At 67.8% G+C, this 14,608-nt stretch carries 15 protein-coding genes; 8 read left to right on the forward strand and 7 right to left on the reverse strand.

What is annotated here, in order from left to right:
- From GX543_RS08070 to GX543_RS08085, 4 genes are all read right to left on the reverse strand, one after another.
- A partial coding sequence (locus tag GX543_RS08070) for an acyl-CoA dehydrogenase family protein (protein WP_290851134.1) occupies nucleotides 1-1,315 on the reverse strand: 1,315 nt, incomplete at its 3' end.
- A 188-nt stretch (nucleotides 1,316-1,503) separates the two neighbouring features.
- Entirely contained in the window at nucleotides 1,504-2,271 is a 768-nt protein-coding gene (locus GX543_RS08075; protein WP_290851135.1) for a deoxyribonuclease IV, read from the reverse strand.
- A gap of 100 nt (nucleotides 2,272-2,371) precedes the next feature.
- The gene (locus GX543_RS08080; protein WP_290851136.1) at nucleotides 2,372-2,593 is read right to left on the reverse strand and encodes a hypothetical protein; all 222 of its coding nucleotides are present in this window, start codon (nucleotides 2,591-2,593) and stop codon (nucleotides 2,372-2,374) included.
- 97 nt (nucleotides 2,594-2,690) lie between these two features.
- Nucleotides 2,691-3,551 (reverse strand): acyl-CoA thioesterase domain-containing protein, encoded by an 861-nt coding sequence (locus tag GX543_RS08085; RefSeq protein WP_290851138.1) that lies wholly within the window; start codon nucleotides 3,549-3,551, stop codon nucleotides 2,691-2,693.
- Nucleotides 3,552-3,575: 24 nt separating this feature from the next.
- Here GX543_RS08085 and GX543_RS08090 point away from each other — a divergent pair, with 24 nt between their 5' ends.
- Nucleotides 3,576-4,178: an HdeD family acid-resistance protein gene (locus GX543_RS08090; RefSeq protein ID WP_290851139.1), complete on the forward strand. Its 603-nt coding sequence runs from the start codon at nucleotides 3,576-3,578 to the stop codon at nucleotides 4,176-4,178.
- A 3-nt stretch (nucleotides 4,179-4,181) separates the two neighbouring features.
- On the opposite strand, the gene GX543_RS08095 is transcribed toward GX543_RS08090, so the two are convergent.
- A complete protein-coding gene (locus GX543_RS08095) occupies nucleotides 4,182-4,751 on the reverse strand; it encodes a hypothetical protein (RefSeq protein WP_290851140.1) in 570 nt (189 codons plus the stop codon).
- Between the two features lie 109 nt (nucleotides 4,752-4,860).
- Between GX543_RS08095 and GX543_RS08100 the strand changes: the two genes are divergently transcribed.
- Nucleotides 4,861-5,760 (forward strand): cation diffusion facilitator family transporter, encoded by a 900-nt coding sequence (locus GX543_RS08100; RefSeq protein WP_290851142.1) that lies wholly within the window; start codon nucleotides 4,861-4,863, stop codon nucleotides 5,758-5,760.
- 12 nt (nucleotides 5,761-5,772) lie between these two features.
- On the opposite strand, the gene metA is transcribed toward GX543_RS08100, so the two are convergent.
- Nucleotides 5,773-6,786, reverse strand: coding sequence for a homoserine O-succinyltransferase (gene metA, locus GX543_RS08105; RefSeq protein WP_290851144.1), 1,014 nt, complete (start codon nucleotides 6,784-6,786; stop codon nucleotides 5,773-5,775).
- Between the two features lie 18 nt (nucleotides 6,787-6,804).
- On the opposite strand from metA, the gene GX543_RS08110 reads away from it, so the two are divergent.
- The 6 genes from GX543_RS08110 (at nucleotide 6,805) to GX543_RS08135 (ending at nucleotide 14,128) form a co-directional block, all read left to right on the forward strand.
- Nucleotides 6,805-7,197, forward strand: a complete 393-nt coding sequence (locus GX543_RS08110) for a DUF5709 domain-containing protein (RefSeq protein ID WP_290851146.1) — start codon at nucleotides 6,805-6,807, stop codon at nucleotides 7,195-7,197.
- Nucleotides 7,198-7,242: 45 nt separating this feature from the next.
- A complete protein-coding gene (locus GX543_RS08115) occupies nucleotides 7,243-7,791 on the forward strand; it encodes a TetR family transcriptional regulator (protein WP_290851148.1) in 549 nt (182 codons plus the stop codon).
- A gap of 38 nt (nucleotides 7,792-7,829) precedes the next feature.
- The gene (gene pta, locus GX543_RS08120; protein ID WP_290851150.1) at nucleotides 7,830-9,986 is read left to right on the forward strand and encodes a phosphate acetyltransferase; all 2,157 of its coding nucleotides are present in this window, start codon (nucleotides 7,830-7,832) and stop codon (nucleotides 9,984-9,986) included.
- A complete protein-coding gene (locus GX543_RS08125; RefSeq protein ID WP_290851152.1) occupies nucleotides 9,983-11,194 on the forward strand; it encodes an acetate kinase in 1,212 nt (403 codons plus the stop codon). The genes pta and GX543_RS08125 overlap by 4 nt, the downstream gene beginning before the upstream one ends.
- Nucleotides 11,195-11,295: 101 nt before the next feature.
- The gene (locus GX543_RS08130) at nucleotides 11,296-13,014 is read left to right on the forward strand and encodes an AMP-binding protein (RefSeq protein ID WP_290851153.1); all 1,719 of its coding nucleotides are present in this window, start codon (nucleotides 11,296-11,298) and stop codon (nucleotides 13,012-13,014) included.
- 127 nt (nucleotides 13,015-13,141) lie between these two features.
- Entirely contained in the window at nucleotides 13,142-14,128 is a 987-nt protein-coding gene (locus GX543_RS08135; protein WP_290851155.1) for a type IV toxin-antitoxin system AbiEi family antitoxin domain-containing protein, read from the forward strand.
- Between the two features lie 40 nt (nucleotides 14,129-14,168).
- Here the strand turns inward: GX543_RS08135 and GX543_RS08140 are convergent.
- A partial coding sequence (locus GX543_RS08140) for a tetratricopeptide repeat protein (protein ID WP_290851157.1) occupies nucleotides 14,169-14,608 on the reverse strand: 440 nt, incomplete at its 5' end.

Consider the following 14,608-nt stretch of genomic DNA (forward strand, 5'->3'; position numbering starts at 1 on the left):
AGTCGCGGATGTACTGCTCGATCGGGTAGTCCTGCAGGAAGCCGGAGCCGCCCAGGGTCTGCAGCGATTCGGTGAGCTTCTCGTAGGCGCGCTCGGAGCCGACACCCTTGACGATCGGGAGCAGCAGATCGTTGACCTTGTGCGCCAGCTCGGCGTCGGCACCGGAGACGATGTTCGCCGCGACGGCGTCCTGGTGCGACGCGGTGTAGAGGTACACCGCGCGCAGGCCCTCGGCGTACGCCTTCTGGGTCATCAGCGCACGACGGACGTCCGGGTGGTGGGTGATGGTGACGCGCGGGGCGGCCTTGTCCATCATCTGCGTCATGTCGGCGCCCTGGACGCGCTGCTTGGCGTACTCGAGGGCGTTCAGGTAGCCGGTCGACAGGGTCGAGATGGCCTTGGTGCCGACCATCATGCGAGCGTGCTCGATCACGTCGAACATCTGGGCGATGCCCTGGTGGACCTCGCCGACCAGCCAGCCCTTGGCGGGGGTGCCGTGGAGACCGAAGCTGACCTCACAGGTGGAGGAGGCCTTGATGCCCATCTTGTGCTCGACACCGGTGACGAAGGCGCCGTTGCGGTCGCCCAGCTCGCCGGTCTCGTGGTCGAAGTGGAACTTCGGAACGAAGAACAGTGACAGGCCCTTGGTGCCCGGTCCGGCGCCCTCGGGGCGAGCCAGGACCAGGTGGAAGATGTTCTCGGTCATATCCTGGTCGGCCGAGGTGATGAAGCGCTTCACGCCCTCGATGTGCCAGGTGCCGTCTTCCTGCTGCGTGGCCTTGGTGGTGCCTGCGCCCACGTCGGAGCCGGCGTCCGGCTCGGTGAGGACCATGGTGGCGCCCCAGCCGCGCTCGGCGCAGATGGCGGCCCACTTCTTCTGCTCGTCGGTGCCGTTGTCGTAGAAGATGTTCGAGAAGCCCGAACCGGCGGCGTACATGAAGACCGGCGGGTTGGCGCCGAGGATCATCTCGCCGAGCGCCCAGTACAGCGAGCGGGGTGCCGGCAGACCGCCGAGCTCCTCGTCGACGCCGACCTTGTCCCAGCCGGCTTCGATGAAGGCGTTGTAGGAGGCCTTGAACGACTCCGGAATGGTGACCGTGTGGTTCTCCGGGTCGAAGACCGGCGGGTTGCGATCGACGTCGGTGAACGACGCGGCGATCGGGCCTTCGGCGAGGGTGCGGACCTCGCGCAGCATGTCGACGGCGGTCTCATGATCGAGGTCGCCGAACTCTCCGGACTCGAGCACCTTGTCGAGCTCGTACATTTCGAAGAGGTTGAAGTGCAGGTCCCGCAGGTTGGACTTGTAATGGCCCATGGTTTTCCTAACTCGCTGTTTTCTCGAAGATCGTCTGCCGGTCGGAACTTCCGGGGGCTGACCCGGAGGTAAGTTACTTGCCGGTAACTATTGCCAGAATACCGGCGACATGCCTGCGGGACAATACGGGGGCGTGTGGTCCCGCTAACAATTGCAAGCGAGCCGTGCGACCAGGAGGGGCGTGCGACTCAGTGCGAGCGCAGGTACTCGAGGTCGGTGGCGATGCCCTCGCCCGGTGTCTCCAGGACCCCGGGGGCGTCGGCGGTCTTCATCAGCTCGGCGAGCACCTCCGCGTCGATCTGTCCGGACTCCAGGTTGGCGTGCCGGTCGCGGCCGGAATCGAACTCGTCGCGCGAATTGTTCAGGTGAATCAGGTCGATCCGTCCGGTGATCGCCTTGATCCGCTCCACCAGTCCGACGAGGTCCTCGCCGCCCGCCCACGCGTGACAGGTGTCGAGGCAGAAGCCGGCCTGGCCGAAGTCGCCGACCGCGTCCCACAGCCGCTCGATGGACTCGAGCGTGCGAGCCATCGCGTGGTCGCCGCCCGCGGTGTTCTCGATCAGGATCGGCACGCCGAAGCCACCCTTGTCTTCCTGTCGTTCGAATAGCTTGCGCCAGTTGGCGAAACCTTCGGCGGCGTCCTCGCCGTCCTTGAGGTGACCGCCGTGCACCACGAGCCCGATGGCACCGAGCTCGGCGGCCGCCTTGGCCTGCTCCTCCACCGCCTTGCGCGAGGGCATCCGCAGCCGGTTGTTCAGGCTCGCGACGTTGATCTGGTAGCTGGAGTGCACGACGACGTCGATCGGCGACTCACGGATCTCGGTGGCGTGCGGATGCGGTTGCGGCTTCTTCCACGACTGCGGATCAGTGACGAACATCTGGAAGATGTCGATGCCGAGTTCCTCGGCGGTCACGATGGGGTTCTCGTCCTGGCGTAAATGGGCTCCGACACGCATGCGGCCAGCCTACCGGTGATCGGGCGCCTCAACCTGGCCTCGAGCGGGCTCCAGCCGACTGGCCGACGGGTGCTCCGCCGTCGCCACGCCGACGGTCCCGCTACAGCGGAGAATCGAACGCCGGTTCCGTCTCAATCGTGATCGGCACGCCCGCCGCGATCAGCAGGCGGCACTGCGCCTCGCTGTCCGGATAGAGGCTGAGCCACTCGTGCCCGCTGCTGCCGTGCGCGTAGACCTTGTTCAAGGCGCGGTCCAGGCGCGCCTCGGTCTCCCGGGTGATGATGAAGCGGCGGTCGCCGTATCTGAGATATCTGTTCGTCACGTCCAGTCTCCCGTCACGTTGAGCCTGAAGACTCAACAGCTCCAGTGACTGCGAACGCTACCGGGAGAGACCGCCGATCGGGCCGGGTTCGACGAGGTCAGCTGAGTTCGGGGGCGCGCATCGTGCCGCCTCGGACCTTGCTGAAGTCGATCATCGCCCGGGTGTTGTCGAGGGCCGTCACCAGGCCGACGCCGATCGGACCGTGTTCGTCGTACAGATTGGCCGTGCCGACCGACAGTCCGTCGTTCTCGATATGGGTGTCGGCCTGCAGGCCGACACGGACGCCCTCCGGCAGACGAGCGAGCGCCACGGTGAGGTCGCAGTTGATGAAGCCGATGCCGCCGTCGCCGATGTTGGTGACCAGGCTGCTGGACTCGGCGGCAGTCACCGCGCGCTGGAACGGCGTCGGCTCCTCGCCGGACACCGCGGCGAAGGGGCGCGACCACAGGGAGAGTCGGCCGGAGTTCTGGAACTGGGTCATGTCCTGCGACCATTCCTGGTCGTCGGTCCGGAACCACGGACGGTAGTTGTCGGAGGTCGCCGCGGGCGGGGTGAACGCGCTGGCTTCCGGCGACCGCTCCCACCGCTCGCCGGGCGGGTTGGTGGAGCTCTTCTTGAGGAACACGACGTTGCCGCGCGCGACGAGGATCTCCTGCTCGCCTGTCTTCTGCGTGTCGTCGTACTGGATCACCGACACCTCGACGACGCGGATGCGGTGGCCGTCGCGCAGGACGGTGGTGGTGGCGGCCATCGGCAGCCGCCGTGCGCTCTTGAAGAGCTCCAGGGTGAACCGTGCGGGCGCGAATCCCTCACGACTGCCTGCCTTCTCGGCCGCGTACGCCGCGATGGCGCACACCGCGGGCCCGTTGAGTGCATCCGGGCCCCACAGGCCCATCGCGAAATCCGTGGGGAGGTATCGGCCTCGATCGCCGACGGTGAAGAAGCTCATATCCGCCATATGGCCTCACGCTACGCTGCGTGTATGACCACTCAAGCAACACCGTCCGTTTTGCCGAACGACGCGGTCGGCGCGGTCCGCACCTTCGTCATCTTCTCCGCGCTGGTCGGCCTCGTCATGGGCGTTGTCGCGCTGGTCTGGACCGAGGCCTCGCTGGTCGCGATCGGCATCCTGTTCGGTGTCGCATTGGCGGTCGCGGGCATCACCCGCCTGTTCCTGGCCTTCGCGGTCACTCGTGCCCCCGCGGGCATGCGCATTCTGCTCGGCGTCCTCGGCGCGGTGGTCCTGATCGTCGGCGTCCTGGCCATGCTGAACCCGGCCAAGTCGCTGGTCCTGCTCGGCGTCTTCATCGGCGTCGGGTGGATCGTCGGCGGAATTCAGGATCTGTTCGGTCTGCGCCTCGCGTCGACCCTCGCGCCGCGCTGGCTGGTCATGGTCTCCGGTGTCGTCTCGGTACTGGCGGGAATCGCGATGATCGTGCTGCCCGCGGTGTACACGCTCAGCACCATCCTGTGGCTGCTCGCGGTGCTGCTGATCGTGGTCAGCCTCGTCACCCTGTTCACGGTGCCTGCCAAGGTGACCGCCCTGATGGACACCGCCGACGACCAGCGGGTCGTCGACGCCTGACCGTTATCCGGTCAGCGCCAAGCCGTCGAGCGTGATCGTCGGCTCGGCGAATCGCCGCTCCGACAACTGCTCGGTCCACCCGGTGAGCACGTTCAGCAGCTCGTCGGTGTGCCGCAGCGCGACGCCGTCGACGAACCCCTGCCACAGCAGGGCCGCCGGTCGGACCGCCGGGATGGTGGCGGCCGCGCCGATCAGCCTGCGGGCGCCCGACTGGTCGAGGTCCCACATCGCATCGGCGGTCGTCAGGTAGAGACCGATCGCCGGACGCAGGTCGCGCAGGTGCATCATCGACCACGCCCAGTGCTTGGCGACGTCGACCGTCACCGACTGACCGCGACCCAGCGTCCGGACATACTTGCTGTGGAGTTCGCTGCACAGCAGATCGGCGTCGGTCCACAGCTGCAGCTGCGACATGCACCGGACGCTGTCGTGCATCGCCGCTAGATACTTGACCGAATAGGGGCCCTCTCGCCTGGCGCGGAGTTCTCGGAGGACCGAGAAGCCGGCGAGCGCACTGCTGAACTGGCCGGCGGCGTAGTCGGCCTGAGCTTGGTCGTTCAACTCGTCGAGCATGCCTACTATGATCCCCGTCACACTCGGTTTCCGCAGCGCAATCAGGCTTTCGTCGTCTCGGTGCCGTCTTGGTGGCTCCTGGGCGGCCCGGGTGCGCCAAGATGGAGTGGTGGCCGACAACACGCGGGACCTGAGCAAGTGGGCGTTGCTGAGCATTGCGGCGTCGATCGTGGTGATCGGCCTCAAGGTGCTCGCCTGGCAGCTGACCGGTTCGGTGGGTCTGCTGTCCGACGCCGCGGAGTCGGTGGTCAATCTGGTCGCCGCCGTCATCGCGTTCATCGCACTGCGGATCGCCGCCAAGCCGGCCGACGACGAGCACAACTTCGGGCACGTCAAGAGCGAGTACTTCTCGGCCGTCGTCGAGGGCGTGCTGATCGTGGTGGCCGCGATCGTCATCATCGCCACGGCAGTGGAACGACTCATCAACCCGGTGGAACTGGAGCAGGTCGGCATCGGTCTGGCGGTCTCGGTGCTTGCGTCGGTGATCAACGCCCTCGTCGCTTGGCAACTGATCAGAGTGGGCCGCGCCTACCGCTCACTGACGCTGGAGGCCGACGGCAAACACCTGATGACCGACGTGTGGACCACCGCGGGCGTGGTGCTCGGCGTGGCCGCGGTGGCGCTGACCGGATGGCTGGTGCTCGACCCGCTGATCGCCATCGCCGTCGCGATCAACATCATCTTCGTCGGCTATAAGCTGATGCGGTCGTCGACCATGGGACTCATGGACTCGGCGATCCCCGCCGAGCAGCTCGCCGCGATCGACGAGGTGCTGGACCGCCACCGCAGCGCGGAGGTCGACTTCCACGACATCCGCACCCGCGAAGCCGGGCACCTGCGCTTTGTTCAGATGCACATGCTGGTGCCGGGGGCCTGGACGGTCAAGCGAGGCCACGACCTGGTCGAGGAGATCGAGACCGAACTGCACGACGCCGTCGAGGACCTCGTTCCGACGGTCCATCTGGAGCCCATCGACGATCCGCGCAGTTACGAGTCCTGGCGGCGGTGACGCGCGCCGGGGCTACTCTGCGCCGGTCGTCCGCTCGAACGGAACTTGCTGGTAGACGCAGTGGTTGAGCCAGTTGGCGTACACCAGGACGCCTGCGCTTCGCCAGGTGACGCCGGGCTCGCGCGTCGGGTCGTCGTCCGGGTAGTAGTTGGTCGGCACGGTCGGGTTCATCCCGGAGTCGGCGTCGCGCCGGTACTCGCGGTCGAGGGTGTCGCGGTCGTACTCGGGGTGGCCGGTGATGAACACCTGCCGCAGGTCGGGGGTCGCGGCCAGCAGCACGCCCGCGTCGTCGCCGACGGCGAGCACATCGACCGCGCCGGTGGCCTCGATGTCGGCGGCGTGCACGTCGGTGTGGCGCGACTGCGGCACGGTCAGCGTGTCGTCGAGCCCGCGGAGCAGCGCGGACTGCGGCGCCAGCACGCGGTGGTCGAAGATGCCCGAGAGCTTGCTCGGCAACTCGTACTTCGGCACGCCGTAGTGGTGGTAGAGCGCGGCCTGCGCGCCCCAGCAGATGTGCATCGTCGAGTAGACGTGCTCGCGGCTCCAGTCCAGGATCCGCTGCATCTCGGGCCAGTAGTCGACGTCCTCGAAGTCGAGGAGCTCGATCGGGGCGCCGGTGATGATCAGGCCGTCGAAGTATTGGTCGGCGACGTCGGCGAAGGTGGTGTAGAAGGCCTCCAGATGCTCGGGCGTCGTGTTGCGGGACGAGTGGCTCGCCATGTGCAACAGGGTGACCTCCACCTGCAGCGGGGTGCTGCCGAGCACGCGCAGCAGCTGGGTCTCGGTGGCTTCCTTCGTCGGCATCAGATTCAGGATCGCGATGCGCATCGGGCGGATGTCCTGCGAACGGGCCCGGTCGTCGGACATCACGAAGATGCCCTCGTCCTCGAGAATGGCGCGAGCTGGAAGGTCCTGCGGGATGTTCACCGGCATGGGTTCAATAGTGCCATTGCGGAGGGAGCCGGTGGCCGGGCCGGTGGCGGCGCGACGCTGGGACTGTCCGACTCTCGCGTCGACGCCGCTCATCCGCGTTAGCCTGAAACCATGAGCGCGCAGGATGCCTACGACGACGGCGAGTACGACCGGGACGACACCGATCAGCTGCAGCCCGAGGACACGTTGGAGGACACCGAACTGGCGGATGTGCTCGACCGCGGCTACTCGCCGCCCGAGTACGAACCCGCGAACCACGAGCACGAGACGCTCGACTCCCGCCTCGCGGAGGAGGAACCCGACACCTCCTACGACGACGCAGACGGCGACCCCGACTTCCCCGAGCGCGCCGAAGTGGGTCGCCGCCGCGCCGGCCGGTTGATCGCGCCCGACGAGGGCACCGGACCCGACGTCGACAATCAGCTGCTCGCCACCGACGCGGGCGTCGACGGTGCGGGCGCCTCGGCCGAAGAAGCAGCGATGCACTACATCGACGAAGAATGACCGCGACGGCCAGTGGCCCGCCTCGCGTTCGATAACGTTTAAGCCATGGATCGTGACCGGTTGGTGGACGTGGGCGTGGCGCTGGTGTCCCGTTTCGGAGCCAAAGCCCTCAGCCTGACGTCGGTGGCCCGGCAGGCAGGCGTCGCCCGCGCTACCGCGTACCGCATGTTCGGTGGCCGCGACGCGCTGGTGGATGCCATCATGTCGCGCGAATTGGAGCAGCTGCGCAAGCAACTCCATGCGTGGGGACAGGAACAGGACGACCCGGCCGAACGGATCCGCGAACGGGTCAGTCGCAGCCTGCAGTACATCCGCGAGCACGAGGCGCTGCAGTACGTGCTGCGCAACGAGCCCGAAGAAGTGGTGCGCGCGCTCATCACCACTACCGATTCGGAGAACCGTTCGCTGATCGACCTCATCGTCGATGCGACGCTCCCCGATGCGGAGGCTGATGAGGCCGCCGCGCTCTACCCGACCGCCCGCGCGGGCAGCGAGTTCATGGTGCGCGTGGTCTACTCCTGCATGCTGGTCCCGGGCAGCGTGATGTCCGACGACGAGATCGCCGACATGGTGGTCCGCGCCGTCATTCGGTGATGGCTGCCCGCGCCTGACGAACGACTATTGTCGGACGCATGACTGGCACCAGCGCCCGCAGTATTTACATCGCGTCCGCAGAAGGCGACACCGGAAAGTCGACAGTCGCGCTCGGTGCGCTGATGGTGCTGACCGCCGCCGGCGGTCGGGTCGGCGTCTTCCGTCCGATCTCCCGCGCCTCGGCGGGCAAGCGCGACTACATCCTCGACCTGCTGCACCAGTACGCGTCGGCCGACGTGACCTACGAGGACTGCATCGGCGTCACCTACGACGACGTGCACTCCGACCCCGACGCGGCGATCGGCGAGATCGTCGCGCGGTACCACGCGCTGGCCGAGCAGTGTGACAACATCCTGGTGATCGGCTCGGACTACACCGATGTCGCATCGCCGTCGGAGTTGAGCTTCAACGCGCGGGTGGCCGCCAACCTGTCGGCGCCGATCATCCTGGTGGTGAAGGCGTTCGAGCGGGAGCCGAGCGAGGTCAAGGCCGTCGCCGATCTGCTCCTCGCGGACATCAAGAGCGAACACGCCAGCACCGTCGGCATCGTCGCCAACCGATGCGATCCCGACGATCAGCCCGCGGTGGTCGCGGCGCTGAGCAGAACCGGGATCCGCTCGTGGGCGCTGCCCGAGGAGCCGCTGCTGGTGGCGCCGACCATGGGCGAACTGTGCGACGCGCTCGACGCCACCCTGTACTCCGGCGATCGCGACCTCCTCGATCGGGAGGCCCTCGACGTGATGGTCGGCGGCATGACGGTCGAGCACATTCTCGAGCGGCTCAGCGAGTCGCTGGTGGTGATCGCGCCGGCCGACCGGTCGGACGTGCTCCTGGCGCTGGTGAACGCCGACGTCGCCGAGGGCTTCCCGCGGCTGGCAGGCATCGTCATCAACGGCGGTCTGCGCCCGCACCCGATGATCGACGCGCTGGTGAAGGGTCTGCGGCCCACCTTGCCGATCATCGCGTGCGACCACGGCACCTACGAGACCGCGCGGATCGCGGCGAACACCCGCGGCGCGATGGCCCGCGGGTCGTACCGCAAGATCGACGCCGCCCTCGCGCTGATGGAGAAGTACGTCTCGCCGGCCGAACTGCTGGCCGAGCTCGACCTCCACAAGCCGGAGGTGGTCACGCCGCAGATGTTCGAGTACCAGCTGATGACGCAGGCCAAGTCCGACCGCCAGCACATCGTGCTTCCCGAGGGCAACGACGACCGCATCCTGCGCGCCACCGAACGGCTGCTGCGCCGCGGTGTCGCCGAGCTGACGCTGCTGGGTGATCCGGTCGCCGTCCGCCGACGCGGCAACGAACTCGGCATCGACCTCGGCGACGTCGACATCATCGATCCCGCGACGTCGCCGCTGGCCGACGAGTTCGCCGAGGTCTACACCGAGCTCCGCAAGCACAAGGGCATGACCCTGGAGCGGGCGTTGGAGGCGGTGCGCGACGAGTCGTACTTCGGCACCATGATGCTGCACACCGGGCGCGTGGACGGCATGGTCTCGGGCGCCGCGCACACCACCGCGCAGACCATCCGGCCCGCGTTCGAGATCATCAAGACCAAGCCCGGTGTCTCGACGGTCTCCAGCGTCTTCTTCATGTGCCTGTCCGACAAGGTGCTCTCCTACGGCGACTGCGCGATCGTTCCCGATCCCACCGCCGAAGAACTGGCCGACATCGCGATGTCGTCGGCGCAGACCGCGGCCGCCTTCGGCATCGAGCAGCGGGTCGCGCTGCTGTCGTACTCCACCGGCGCGTCGGGCACCGGCAAGGACGTCGAGAAGGTGGCCGCCGCCACCGCGATCGTCCGCGAACGGGCGCCGGAACTGCTGGTGGAAGGGCCGATCCAGTACGACGCCGCCGTGGAGCCGACGGTCGCGGCGTCGAAGATGCCCGACTCGCCGGTCGCCGGTCGTGCGACGGTCCTGATCTTCCCGGACCTCAACACCGGCAACAACACCTACAAGGCCGTGCAGCGCAGTGCGGGCGCCGTCGCGATCGGGCCGGTGCTGCAGGGGCTCAACAAGCCGATGAACGACCTCTCCCGCGGCGCGCTGGTGTCGGACATCGTCAACACCGTGGCGATCACCGCGATCCAGGCCCAGAACAACAAGAAGGCACAGAACAACAAGAAGGCGCACGCGGAGACGGCGAAGACAGAGTCGGCCCCGGTGTCCGAGGAGCAGAACGCATGAGCGCGGAGCGGATCGACGGCAGTGTCCTGGTGGTCAACGCGGGATCGTCGTCGCTGAAGTATCAGGTCCTGGATCCGACGACCGAAGAGGTGATCGCCGACGGGCTCGCCGAGCAGATCGGTGAGGGCTCCTCGCGCATCAAGCACCGGTATCGCGGGCACGACGTGGTGGTGGAGGGCGTGCTGCCCGACCACGAGGCGGCCATTGCGACGGTGCTGGAACTGTTCGCGTCCGACGGCGTCGACATCGCCGACTCGGGCCTCGCGGCGGTCGGACATCGGGTGGTGCACGGCGGACGGTCGTTCTTTGCCCCGACCCTGATCGACGAGACCGTCCGGTCGGAGATCGAGCGGATCTGTCCGCTTGCACCGCTGCATAATCCGGCGAACCTGGTCGGCATCGAGGCAGTCACGGCGCTGCTGCCCGACGTCCCCGCCGTCGCAGTCTTCGACACCGCGTTCTTCCACGACCTGCCCGCGGCGGCGTCGACCTACGCGCTCGACGCGGAGGTGGCCCAGCAGTACGCCATCCGCCGCTACGGCTTCCACGGCACCAGCCACGAGTACGTCTCCCGCAAGACCGCCGAGACCCTCGGCCGCGACTATGGCGAGCTCAACCAGATCGTCCTGCACCTCGGCAACGGGGCGTCGATGTCGGCCGTGGCCTGCGGCAGACCGATCGACACCACCATGGGCATGACGCCGCTCGAGGGGCTGGTGATGGGCACCCGTACCGGCGACATCGACGCGGGCATCGTCTTCCAGCTCGCGCGCGTCGCGGGCATGTCGATCGACGACATCGACACGCTGGTCAACAAGCGCTCCGGCCTGAAGGGCCTCTGCGGTGAGAACGACTTCCGCTCGGTCCTCGAGCGCGCCGACGCCGGTGACGAGTCCGCGCGGCTGGCGTACGACGTCTACCTGCACCGCCTCCGCCGCTACATCGGCGCGTACATGATCGAGCTCGGTCGGGTCGACGCGATCGTCTTCACCGCGGGCGTCGGCGAGAACGCCGCCCCGGTCCGCGCCGACTCCCTGGCGGGGTTGGAGAACTACGGTATCGAGATCGACGCCGAGCGCAACGCGATCCGTTCGTCGGAGCCGCGCGTCATCTCCACCGACGCGTCGAGCATCACGGTGCTGGTGGTCCCGACCAACGAGGAGTTGGCGATCGCTCGGCAGGCGATGGCGGTCGCGTACGGGGACTGAACGATCGGTGCCGCTGCACTCGAGTGTGGTCTCGACCGGGTGCTCCGCACCCCCTCTTCGGGGGGTGGACCGAATCGTCCTGTGACGTGGATCATGTGAGCATGACCACGAACACTGAGCGTTACCGCGCCAGCCGCGACCAGATGATCGACCTGATCGGCGACTACGACCGCGCCGTCGCCGAGTTCCGCTGGCCGGAGATCACCGGCCGGTTCAACTGGGCGATCGACTGGTTCGACGACTTCGCCCGCGGCAACGACCGCCTCGCGCTGTGGATCACCGAGGAGGACGGCTCCGAGGTCAAGGTGACCTTCGATGAGATGGCGCGGAACTCCGATCGCGTGGCGACGTGGCTGCGCGGCCTCGGCGTCGGCAAGGGCGACCGCGTCATCTTGATGCTCGGCAACCAGGTGGAGCTCTGGGAGCTGATGCTGGCCATCATGAAGCTCGGCGCCATCGTCATGCCGACCACGTCGGCCCTCGGCCCGGCCGATCTCACCGACCGCATCGAGCGCGGCGGCGCGGGCACCGTCATCGCCAATGTCGGCGACACCGGCAAGTTCGACGACGTCCCCGGCGACTACCGGCGGATCGTCGTCGGTGGTGATGACGGCGGTGGTGACGGCGGTGGTGACGGCGAGGGGTGGACTGCGTATGCGGGCGCCGCCGACGCGGAGTCGGCGGGACCGTTCCAGACCGACACCGAGGTCGACGACCCGATGCTCATCTACTTCACCTCCGGAACCACCAGCAAGCCGAAGCTGGTGGAGCATTCGCAGGTCAGCTACGCCGTCGGGCACTTCACCACGATGGCCTGGATCGGCGTCAAGCCGGGCGACGTGCACCTGACGATCAGCTCGCCCGGCTGGGCCAAGCACGCGTGGAGCCTTTTCTTCGCGCCGTGGATCGCCGAGGCGACGATCTTCGTCTACAACTACTCCCGATTCGACGCCGCGGCCCTGATGCAGCAGCTCGATCGCGCGCAGGTCAACACCTTCTGCGCACCGCCCACCGTCTGGCGGATGCTGATCCAGGCCGACCTCGGCGACAAGCCCGCCGGGCTGCGCGAACTCCTCGGTGCCGGCGAGCCGCTGAACCCCGACGTGATCCGTCGCGTCGAACAGTCGTGGGGTCTGACGATCCGCGACGGCTTCGGCCAGACCGAGACCACCCTTCAGGTCGGCAACACCCCCGGTCAGCCGCTGAAGGCCGGCTCCATGGGACGACCGATGCCCGGCGTTCCGGTGGTCCTCGTCGATCCGCTGACCGGGGAGCTCGCCGACGAGGGCGAGCTCTGCCTGGACCTGAGCGTGCGTCCGGTGAACCTGATGACCGGCTATCTCGGCGACCCCGAGCGGAATGAGCTGGTCATGGCCGGTGGCTACTACCACACCGGCGACGTCGCCTCGCGTGACGAGGACGGCTACATCACCTACGTCGGTCGTACCGACGACGTCTTCAAGTCGTCCGACTACAAGGTCTCGCCGTTCGAGCTCGAGAGCGTGCTCATCGAGCACCCCGCGGTGGTCGAAGCGGCGGTCGTGCCTCAGCCGGACGACACCCGCCTCGCCGTCCCGAAGGCCTACGTGACCGTCGCCGAGGGCTGGGCCGCGGACGCCGCCACCGCGAAGGCGATCATGGAGTACGCGCGAGACCATCTGGCCCCGTACCTCAAGGTGCGACGCGTCGAGTTCTTCGAACTCCCCAAGACCATCTCCGGCAAGATCCGCCGCGTGGAACTCCAGCAGCGGGAATCGTCGGCGTCGTCGGCCGGCGAGGCGATCCCGACCGAGTACCGCTACGAGGACCTGCTGACTTAGGGCGTAGTGCTTGCTCCGTAGATCGTGACCCGCCCGCGGTCAGGATCTACGGACTAAGCGATCCTGGTTGTCCACAGGTGGTCGATTGGGACTGGCGCTCAGCGCAGACCGGGGCCAGACTCCCTTCATGGGGGCTGTAGCGACGGAGGAATTACGGGATCTCGTTCGCCGACAGGACGGGGTGGTGTCCAGGACACAGGTGCTCGCGGCGGGGCTCGACTCGGCGTTCATCCGGCGGATGACGCGACGCGGCTGGTGGGTGCCGGTGTATCCGGGCGTCTATTTGACGCATACCGGGACGCCGACCCGAAGACAGCGGTCGTGGTGCGCGATTCTCGACGCGGCTCCGGCAGCGCTCAGCCACCATTCGGCGATCGAGGCGGTCGGAACCCCGCGCGACGATCGCGCGCGGTCGGGCGAACCGATCCATATCGTGGTCGACGCCGGTCGACGGGTGACGCGACGGCCGGGGGTCGTCGTTCATTACAGCAGCCACATGGCAGCGCACGTGCTCCTGCACTCTTATCCGCCGCGGGTGCGGTTGGAGGAGGCGGTGCTCGACGTTGCTGCGTCGGCGGGTGACGAGCTCGCCGCCATCGCCGTGCTCGCCGACGTGGTGCAGGCTCGGCTCACTACCGCCGACCGATTGCTCGAAGCGCTGGAGCGGCGATGTCGCCTTCCCCGACGAACCTTCCTCCGCGGAGTCCTGGAGGATGTCCGCAGCGGCGCCTGCTCGGTGCTCGAGCACCGATACCTCACCAGAGTGGAGCGCGCCCACGGGTTGCCGACGCCCGAACGGCAGGCGCCGACCGGCGTCGGTCGGTCCGGATTTCGCGATCTCGACTATCCGAGCCTGCGGCTGGTGATCGAGCTCGACGGCAGGCTGCACCACGACGACGCCCGGGCTCGCGACCGAGACATGGACCGCGACCTCGACGCTGCGGCTTTCGCCGAACGTCGCACTCTCCGCCTCGGTTGGGGACAGGTGGTGGTGCGCTCATGCGTCACTGCGGGAAAGGTGGCGCTGGCGATGACGAGGCGCGGATGGTCGGGCACCCCGCGCCGATGCTCGTCGAACTGTGCGATCGGCGAGGTCGTCGCCGCTGCTCCGTAGATCGTGACCCGCCCGCGGTCACGATCTACGGACTAAGCGTTCAGAACAGCGTCGCGGGGCGGATCAGGTTCGCCAGGTCCACCAGGAGGAAGCGGTGGGCGCGGTTGTCGCGGGTGGCGCGGGCGAGGTCGCGCAGCGAGCGCTCGGTGCCCGCGCGGAGACCGTGCTCGTTGAACGGCAGGCCGAGGAAGTCGTCGCCGGACTGCTCGTCGTCGGGGTGCGCGTCTATCCAGCCGAGGGCGGTGCCGAGAATGATCAGTTGCAGACGACCGCGGCGGGGGTCGTCCCAGCTGATCTCCTCGAAGCGCTCAGCGGCCTCGAACAACTCGGCCTGTTTGACGTCGTTCGGCTTTCGGCCGTGGACGAGGGTGACGATCGCCGAGATCTGCGCGGTGCCGTAGTGGCGGCTGGTGGTCGGGACTTCGTCGAGCGGCTCGATGGCGACGTCGAACCGCCCCTCGGCCAGCAGCATCCGGGCCA

The organism is Gordonia sp. (in: high G+C Gram-positive bacteria), from assembly GCF_012515855.1.
Taxonomy (GTDB): domain Bacteria; phylum Actinomycetota; class Actinomycetes; order Mycobacteriales; family Mycobacteriaceae; genus Gordonia.